The 8,470-nt window shown below is 32.4% G+C and carries 7 protein-coding genes; 5 read left to right on the top strand and 2 right to left on the bottom strand.

Going from position 1 to position 8,470, the window contains the following annotated elements; translation table 11 throughout:
• The 5 genes from B8T70_RS21950 to B8T70_RS21930 all read left to right on the top strand — a co-directional run.
• Window positions 1–1,074: gliding motility-associated C-terminal domain-containing protein (locus B8T70_RS21950; RefSeq protein ID WP_123912149.1), on the top strand; the 1,074-nt coding region annotated here is incomplete at its 5' end.
• Window positions 1,075–1,127: 53 nt separating this feature from the next.
• Entirely contained in the window at window positions 1,128–2,060 is a 933-nt protein-coding gene (locus tag B8T70_RS21945) for a type IX secretion system membrane protein PorP/SprF (protein ID WP_086896231.1), read from the top strand.
• Between the two features lie 11 nt (window positions 2,061–2,071).
• A complete protein-coding gene (locus B8T70_RS21940) occupies window positions 2,072–4,006 on the top strand; it encodes an OmpA family protein (protein ID WP_039113081.1) in 1,935 nt (644 codons plus the stop codon).
• A gap of 126 nt (window positions 4,007–4,132) precedes the next feature.
• On the top strand, window positions 4,133–6,136 hold the full coding sequence (gene ligA, locus B8T70_RS21935) for an NAD-dependent DNA ligase LigA (RefSeq protein WP_086896230.1): 2,004 nt from the start codon (window positions 4,133–4,135) through the stop codon (window positions 6,134–6,136).
• On the top strand, window positions 6,126–6,815 hold the full coding sequence (locus B8T70_RS21930; RefSeq protein WP_039113079.1) for a lysoplasmalogenase family protein: 690 nt from the start codon (window positions 6,126–6,128) through the stop codon (window positions 6,813–6,815). The genes ligA and B8T70_RS21930 overlap by 11 nt, the downstream gene beginning before the upstream one ends.
• On the opposite strand, the gene B8T70_RS21925 is transcribed toward B8T70_RS21930, so the two are convergent.
• Together B8T70_RS21925 and B8T70_RS21920 are read right to left on the bottom strand one after the other, a co-directional pair.
• Entirely contained in the window at window positions 6,805–7,716 is a 912-nt protein-coding gene (locus B8T70_RS21925) for a bifunctional UDP-sugar hydrolase/5'-nucleotidase (RefSeq protein WP_039113078.1), read from the bottom strand. The two genes, B8T70_RS21930 and B8T70_RS21925, sit on opposite strands and share 11 nt — an antisense overlap.
• 65 nt (window positions 7,717–7,781) lie before the next feature.
• The coding region (locus B8T70_RS21920; protein ID WP_123912148.1) for a 5'-nucleotidase C-terminal domain-containing protein at window positions 7,782–8,470 on the bottom strand (689 nt) is incomplete at its 5' end.

Raw genomic sequence — 8,470 nt, 5'->3', positions numbered from 1 at the left:
GCAAGTCTTCAGGTAAATGAAACTGGCGTAGTCTGGTACAATGTTGCAACAGGAGGAACTCCATTAGCACCAGGAACATTACTAGTTGCAGGTACTTATTATGGAGCTTTAAAAGATGCGACTACAGGTTGTGAAAGTAGTTTGAGATTAAGTGTACAGGTCAACTTTACAGGTAATGATCCGGTTACAATAACTCCAAGCAAAGCAGCTCCTTGCGTTTTTGATGACATAACGTATACAACTGCAAGCGGAATGTCAAATTATAATTGGACAATTACTGGAGGTGGTACTATTACAGCTGGAGGTCTAGCTACCGATAATTTTGTAACAGTTTCATGGCCAGCAATAGGACCAGCAAGTGTAAGTGTTTCTTATTCTAATCAATGTAATGAGACAAATAGTAAATTACTAACCCTTGCAGTTGCAACTTGTTCAGATATAACAATGAGCAAAACGGTAGATAATCCAACTCCTAACATTAATGATAAAGTTACTTTTACTGTAACAGTAAATAATGTAGGATCAGGAGACTTTATAGATACAATAGTTAGTGAAATTTTGCCAACAGGATATGATTTTATAAGCGCACAAACTACTACTGGAACATATAGCAATATAACTGGAGCATGGAATATTCCAGTATTAAATGCTAATGAAAGCGCAGTACTTACTGTAGTGGTTCAAGTATTGCCAACAGGAAATTACCTAAATGTAGCCACGGTTGTTGTTTCAAATCCAATAGATTCTGATACAACAAATAATCACGGTGAAGCTTCAGTAACTCCTGTATGTTTAGTGGTTTATAATGAATTTACTCCTAATAATGATGGTGCAAATGATGTTTTCAAAATAGATTGTATTGAAAATTATCCAAACAATAGTTTAAATGTTTATAACAGATACGGATCATTAGTTTATAAACAAGACCATTATAATAACGATTGGGACGGAATAGCAAATGTTTCGGGAGCAATTAACAAAGGAGATAAATTACCAGCGGGAACATATTATTATGTTCTGGATATTGGTGCAGATGGAGTAGTTAAAACAGGTTGGTTATCTATTATTAGATAACCCCCTGTTAACATAAATCATCAAATTAAATTAACTGACTAAATAGTTATAGTATGAAACTAAGTGTAAAATTTATAGAGTCCTATTTTTTAATATTTTGCGGGTTTGTATCGTTCTTTGCTAATGCGCAACAAGATCCTGAATATACACAGTATATGTACAACACAATGGTTATTAATCCAGCTTATGCGGGTTCTACAGGATACTTGGAGGCAGTATTATTACATCGATCACAATGGGTTGGTATAGATGGTGCGCCACAAACACAATCGCTTTCTGTACAAGCACCATTAAGAAATGAAAAAATAGGTTTGGGACTAAGTGTTGTCAATGATAAACTAGGACCATCAAATGAGCTGTATCTAGATGGTAATTTTTCATATTCCATACCATTAGGGTATGAAAAAAGATTAGCATTTGGGTTAAAAGCAGGAATGCGAATGATGAACATAGACTGGTCAAAAGGCCGATACTATGATGGTAATGATGCATTGTTAAATACTAATATAAATAATGTTATTAAACCTTCAATAGGAGCAGGGGTATATTACTACACCGACAGGTGGTATGCAGGAGCATCCGTACCTAGCTTTATAAGAAGTGATTATTATAATGATATACAAGAATCGATAGATTATGATAGATTGCATTATTATTTTATGGGAGGATATGTATTTGATTTGAGTCCAAGTTTAAAATTTAAACCTGCGTTTTTAGCCAAACTGGTAAGTGGAGCACCAATGTCTGTAGATGTTTCTGCCAATTTTATGCTTCAGGAAAAAGTAGTGCTAGGAGTATCCTACCACTTTGATGATTCGGTTAGTGCATTGGCAGGATTTCAAATTTCGCCAAGTTTTTACATCGGATACTCATATGATTATACCGTAACCAATTTGAATAAATACAACGATGGTTCCCATGAATTCATATTGCGTTATCAATTTCATAAAGATCCAAGTAAAATTAAATCTCCAAGATTCTTTTAAAAACCTGACCTATGAAAAAATTCTATATACTTAGTTTGCTATTTAGCTTTGTATCAATTTTGGCGCAAACAAACTTAAAAAAAGCCGACGCTTTATTTAAAAATTACTCCTATACAGATGCTGCAAAAGCATACGAAGAGTGTTTGCAAAAAATAGATAAACCATCGGTTCAAACTTTAAAGAATGCAGCCGACTCGTATTATTTTATTTCCGATAATCGAAATGCTTTAAAATGGTATCAAAAGCTATATGAAGTTCAAGGAGATAACCTATCCGATATTTATTATCTAAGATACATTCAATCCATGAAAGGAGTTATGGATTATGATAATGCGGATAAAGTAACCAAAGAATACTTAAATAAAAAAGGTGATCAAAAAGAGATAGACAGATATATCTATCAAAAGAAATTATTAGATAGTTTATCAAAAGCAAAATCACTTTATACTTTAAAAAATATCGCTATTAATACCGATAAATCCGATTTCGGAGCAACCTTTTATGGAGATAAAGTAGTATTTACATCGGCAAGAGATACAGGTAATTTTGATAAAAAATTATACAATTGGAACAAACAACCATTCTTAAATTTATATGTAGCCGAAAGAAGTGCGATTGATGGGAGTTTATTCAATGAAGTACTTTTTATACCTAATGTAATGTCCAAGTATCATGAGGCAACAGTAACCTTTAGCCCAGATTGGAAAACCATGTATTACACAACTAATATTCTTAAAAAGAATAAATTAGTGATAGATGAATCCAGAACCAATAACTTCCAGATTATAAAAGGAACAATAGAAGATAACAAATTGGTTAAAACCGAAAAAGTATTTTTTGATAGTGATAAATACTCAGTAGGGCATCCATATTTAAGTGATGATGGAAAAATGTTATTCTTTGCTTCGGATATGCCAGGAGGTTATGGAGAAACCGATTTGTACGTTGTAAAGATAGCCGATGATGGTACAATGAGTTCACCACAAAATTTAGGACCAACAATTAATACACTTGGTAATGATGTTTTTCCTTCATATAGAAATGGAGTACTTTATTTTTCATCAGATGGACATTATGGTTTAGGCGATTTAGATGTATATGAAAGTAAACTATCGGGAGAATTAAATTTTTCTGCTCCTAGAAATTTAGGTGCACCAATAAATAGTAATAAGGATGATTTTTCATTTGTAATAGATCCCAAAGAAAATTACGGTTATGTATCATCAAATCGTGCACAAGGAAAAGGAGATGATGATATTTATTATTTTACCAAAGGAAAACCTATCTGTAATCAACTCGTTTCTGGTCAGGCAATAAATACCAAAACCAAGAAAGGTTTAAGCGATACATTTATTATAGCATATGATGTTTATGATGCCGTTATAACCGAAACCAAAACCGATGCAGATGGAAATTATAAATTAGAAGTTCCGTGTAATAAACGAATAAAAATGACGGCCAATAAGCCAAATTTTAGCGGAGACGAAAAATTTATAGAAACTACAAAAGATAACAATGCCGAGATAAAAGATGTTAATTTCTATCTTAGTAATTATGATGATTTAGTAGTTAAAAAGGATGGAGTAGAAAAAGTAGATATCAATCCTATTTTCTTCGATTATGATAAATCAAATATCAATCCTCAAGCCGCAGCCGAATTGGATAAAGTTGTATTTGTGATGCAAAAATTTCCTAAGATTAAAATTAAAATCGAGTCACATACAGATTCCAGAGGTAAAGATGCTTATAATATGAAGCTTTCGGATGCCAGAGCAAAATCTACTCAAACTTATATTCTTTCTAAAGGTATTGAAGCTTCAAGAATTGCAAGTGCAATAGGTTATGGAGAAAGCCGATTGGTGAATAAATGTAGTAATGGTGTAAAATGTACTGAACAAGAGCATCTTGCTAACAGACGTTCAGATTTTATTGTAATAGAAAAATAATGTTCAAAAAACTTTGTGAAAACCATTCTTAAAAGAGTGGTTTTTTTGTTTTTAATTATACTTTTGAATGTCTATTTTAGACAAACTTTTTTAGGATAATAAAAGACAATCGAATTATAATAAAATATGAATATTCAGGATTCCATACAAGCTTTAAGAGATGAACTAAACGTGCATAATTACAATTATTATGTACTTGATAATGCTACAATATCAGATTATGAATTTGATTTGAAATTAAAGCAACTTCAGGAATTAGAAGATCAGCATCCAGAATTTTTTGATGAAAATTCACCAACTCAACGAGTAGGAGGAACAGTAACCAAAAACTTCCAGACAGTAGCTCATGAATATCGTATGTATTCATTAGATAATTCATATTCAAAAGAAGATTTGGTCGATTGGGAAACCAGAGTTCAAAAAGTATTAGGAAACGTTCATTTACAATATACTTGCGAATTAAAATACGATGGAGCTTCAATAAGCATTACTTACGAAAACGGAAAATTAAAACGTGCAGTTACTCGAGGAGATGGATTTCAGGGAGATGATGTAACCAATAATATCAAAACTATAAAATCGATTCCGTTACAACTAAAAGGAAATTATCCTCCAGTTTTTGCAATTCGTGGCGAAATAATTTTGCCATTTGCAGGATTCGAAAAAATGAATCAGGATTTAATCGAAATAGGAGAAACACCCTATTCAAACCCAAGAAACACAGCTTCAGGAAGTTTAAAATTACAAGATAGCGCTGAGGTTGCCAAAAGACCATTAGAGTGCTTACTTTATTTTGTAACGGGTAATAATTTACCTTTCTCTTCACAGTATGAAGGACTAGAACTAGCAAGAAAGTGGGGATTTAAAGTACCAGTCGAAGCTAAACTGGCTAACAATTTACAAGAAGTATTTGACTTTATAGATTATTGGGATGTGCATCGTCATGAGCTACCTTATGAAACCGATGGAGTAGTAATAAAAGTAAATAGTATTCAGCACCAGGAAGAGTTAGGGTATACATCTAAATCGCCTCGTTGGGCAATTGCATATAAATTTAAATCAGAGCAGGTTTCGACCAAATTAAACTCGATTTCGTACCAAGTAGGAAGAACAGGAGCAATTACGCCAGTAGCAAATCTAGAGCCAGTACAATTGGCAGGAACAATTGTAAAACGAGCTTCTTTGCATAATGCCGATCAAATAGAAAAATTAGACATTAGAATAAACGATACCGTTTTTGTAGAAAAAGGAGGGGAAATCATTCCGAAAATCATCGCAGTCGATTTAACACAACGTCCAGCAGATGCAGAACCTACAAAATACATTACACATTGTCCAGAATGTAATACAGAGTTAGTTAGGTCAGAAGGAGAAGCAAATCATTATTGCCCTAATTTTTACGGATGTCCACCGCAGATTATAGGTAGAATCCAGCATTATATTTCAAGAAAAGCAATGGATATTGAAGGACTTGGAGGAGAAACCGTAGCATTACTTTTTAATAATGGATTAGTTCATAATTACGCCGATTTATATGAGTTAACCGTAGAGCAGATTTTACCTTTAGATAGAATGGCTCAAAAATCGGCAGAAAACCTAGTAAAAGGAGTAGAGAATTCTAAAAAAATCCCATTCGAGAGTGTTTTGTTTGCACTCGGAATCCGATTTGTAGGAGAAACAGTAGCCAAAAAATTGGCTAAACATTATAAAAATATTGATGCATTGAGCCAAGCCACTTTAATGGATTTAGTTTTGGTAGATGAAATAGGAGAGCGTATTGCAAAAAGCGTGATAGAATTTTTTGAGAACGATGAAAATAAGAGAATCATTGAACGCTTAAAAAGTTACGGAGTGCAATTTGAGATTGTCGAAAAAATCAATCCAAATGCAACTACCAAATTTGAAGGAAAAACTTTTGTAGTTTCGGGTGTTTTCTCTAAATTTTCAAGAGATGATATTAAAAAAACTATCGAAGATAATGGAGGTAAAGTAGGAAGTTCAATTTCTGCCAAAACTGATTTTGTTGTTGCCGGTGAAAATATGGGGCCAGCTAAATTAGAAAAAGCTAATAAATTGAATATCCCTATAATTTCAGAAGATGATTTTATAACCAAATTAAATGAAAGCTAACACACCGTCATTAATTCTTTACTTCTTAGCATTAACATTAACAATTATCTTTGATTTCTTAGAGCAAGATTTTATTGGTATGTACGCAAAGGCAATAGTAGTGCCTTCAATATTTATATATTATCTTATTACAACCAATTATAAGATAAGTATAATTCAGGGATTTATTTTTGCACTTTGTTTTATTGGAGAAGTATTTAATTTAATGGAGGTAGAGGCTTCAGAGTTGGGTTCACTCTTCTCTTTTTTATTAGTCTATTTGTTATTGCTAAGATTAATAATAGAAGATTATCGAAAAATAAAATTAAGAAAAAACGACTATTTGCCAGTAGCAATAGTCGTTTTATTTATTATATACCTTTTAGTATCTGTTCTTGGGTTACAATACGAGAAAGTAGGTCAGAACCATTTTATTTATACCATATACGGTATCGTATTGAGTGTGTTGGGCTGTGTCTCATTTATTAGTTATATAACCAAAGGTACGTATCTCACCCTTTTAGTAACGTTGATGACAACTTGCTTTATCTTCTCAGACATCTTTTTTATTTTTAACCAATCCTTTGATCATTCAGTAGTATTGGCCTTAATAAGAGATACGACCCAAATGTTGTCCTATTATTTTATGGTAAAATATTTTATCCAAAAAAGAATCGAAAATATTCGGGTTAGACAATAATAGATTTTCCTTGAGCCGATTTTGTTTTATCATTATTAAGATAAAAGTCAATTCTTCCTAAATTAATCCCGTAACATCCTACCTGATTAACTAAGACATCTTCACCAGCTTTATTTTTTACAACAGTAGGCTTATCAAGAAAAGTATGCGTGTGTCCACCAATAATCAAATCGATATCCTGAGTTAGTTCAGCTAGTTTTAAATCACAGATTTTAGCAGCATCATCACGATATTTATAACCCAAATGTGATAAACAAATTACTAAATCACATTTTTGTTCTTTTTTAAGAATTCGAACCATATCGGTAGCTGTTTCTACAGGATCATTGTAAACAGTTTCCTTATACATCAATTTATCTACCAAGCCATCAAGCTGAATCCCTAAACCAAAAACACCTATTTTAATACCATCTTTATTAAAAATCTTGTACGGTTTTACAAGACCGTCCATTACAGTATTTTTAAAATCATAGTTAGAAGAGATAAACTCAAATTTAGCATGAGGCATTTGTGCATATAATCCATCTAAACCATTATCAAAATCATGATTACCAATTGTAGACGCATCATATTTCATCATGCTCATTAGTTTAAACTCCAGTTCACCACCATAATAATTAAAGTAAGGAGTTCCCTGAAAAATATCTCCAGCATCCAATAAAAGAACGTTTGGATTTTCTTTACGAATTACATCAATCAAAGCAGCACGTCTAGACACACCACCCATGTTTGCATTACGAGGATCATCAGCAGGAAAAGGGTCAATATGACTGTGAACATCATTGGTATGTAATATAGTTATGTGTTTTACATTTGATGATGTAAAACTGCTCATAGATAAACCCAAACTCAATAATGCTGTACTAGCAGCGGTTTTTTCAATAAAATCTCTTCTTTTCATTTTAATTTATTTTGCGGTAAAACGCTTGAACCCAAAGCTCTTAAATATTTTTTTAATTGTTTATCTTATTCTTGTGTTACTCGGACATCATTAGGAACCGGAATTGTATCAACAGATTTAAAATAATCAATAAGAATGTCTCGTAGTTTGTAATTTAAATCATATTTCTGAACACTCTTTTTAAAGAAGTTCATATTGTCACCACCATTTGCTAAGTAATCATTTGTAGCAACATAATAAATTTTGTCTTTTTCGATAGGTTTACCCTGAACTAAAACATTCGTTGCAGTATTGTTCTTAGTTATAGTAAAAGTCATCCCAGAAAGAGGATGAGGTTTCTTTTCACCGATAAAATAGGTAACCATTTCCAGAATCTGTTCTCCTTTTAGAGCCATAACAACTAGACTGTTTTCAAAAGGCATAATTTCAAATGCATTTCTGGCAGTAACATTCCCTTTAGGAAGAATTGCTCGAATCCCACCATGATTAAGAAAACAAATATCAAGATCTTTTTTCTCTCTGGCTTTAAAAACTAAATTTCCTCTTTGCAGGCATACATCAGCCATTAAGTTACCAATAGTTGTTTGCCATTTACCAGTACTTTTATCCAGTGTTTGAGGACAATAAGCAAGCACACTATCTAAATCTTTATTAATGTGCTCTCTGTAAGGCTTAATAAAATTCTCAATCTCGGGAGTTTGATTTTGAGTACTTGTAATAGGAATTAGTTTACCCTCAATTTTTGAAACTTGAT

Source organism: Flavobacterium sp. AJR (assembly GCF_002156885.1).
GTDB lineage: Bacteria > Bacteroidota > Bacteroidia > Flavobacteriales > Flavobacteriaceae > Flavobacterium.
Note: the sequence above shows the minus strand (reverse complement) of the source record. Positions and strands in the feature narration are given on the sequence as shown.

What these genes read in the sequence shown, in the direction of transcription:
- B8T70_RS21925 (WP_039113078.1), bottom strand. Translation starts at nt 7,716, where the DNA reads ATGAAAAGAAGAGATTTTATTGAAAAAACCGCTGCTAGTACAGCATTA.
- B8T70_RS21945 (WP_086896231.1), top strand. Translation starts at nt 1,128, where the DNA reads ATGAAACTAAGTGTAAAATTTATAGAGTCCTATTTTTTAATATTTTGC.
- ligA (WP_086896230.1), top strand. Translation starts at nt 4,133, where the DNA reads ATGAATATTCAGGATTCCATACAAGCTTTAAGAGATGAACTAAACGTG.
- B8T70_RS21930 (WP_039113079.1), top strand. Translation starts at nt 6,126, where the DNA reads ATGAAAGCTAACACACCGTCATTAATTCTTTACTTCTTAGCATTAACA.
- B8T70_RS21940 (WP_039113081.1), top strand. Translation starts at nt 2,072, where the DNA reads ATGAAAAAATTCTATATACTTAGTTTGCTATTTAGCTTTGTATCAATT.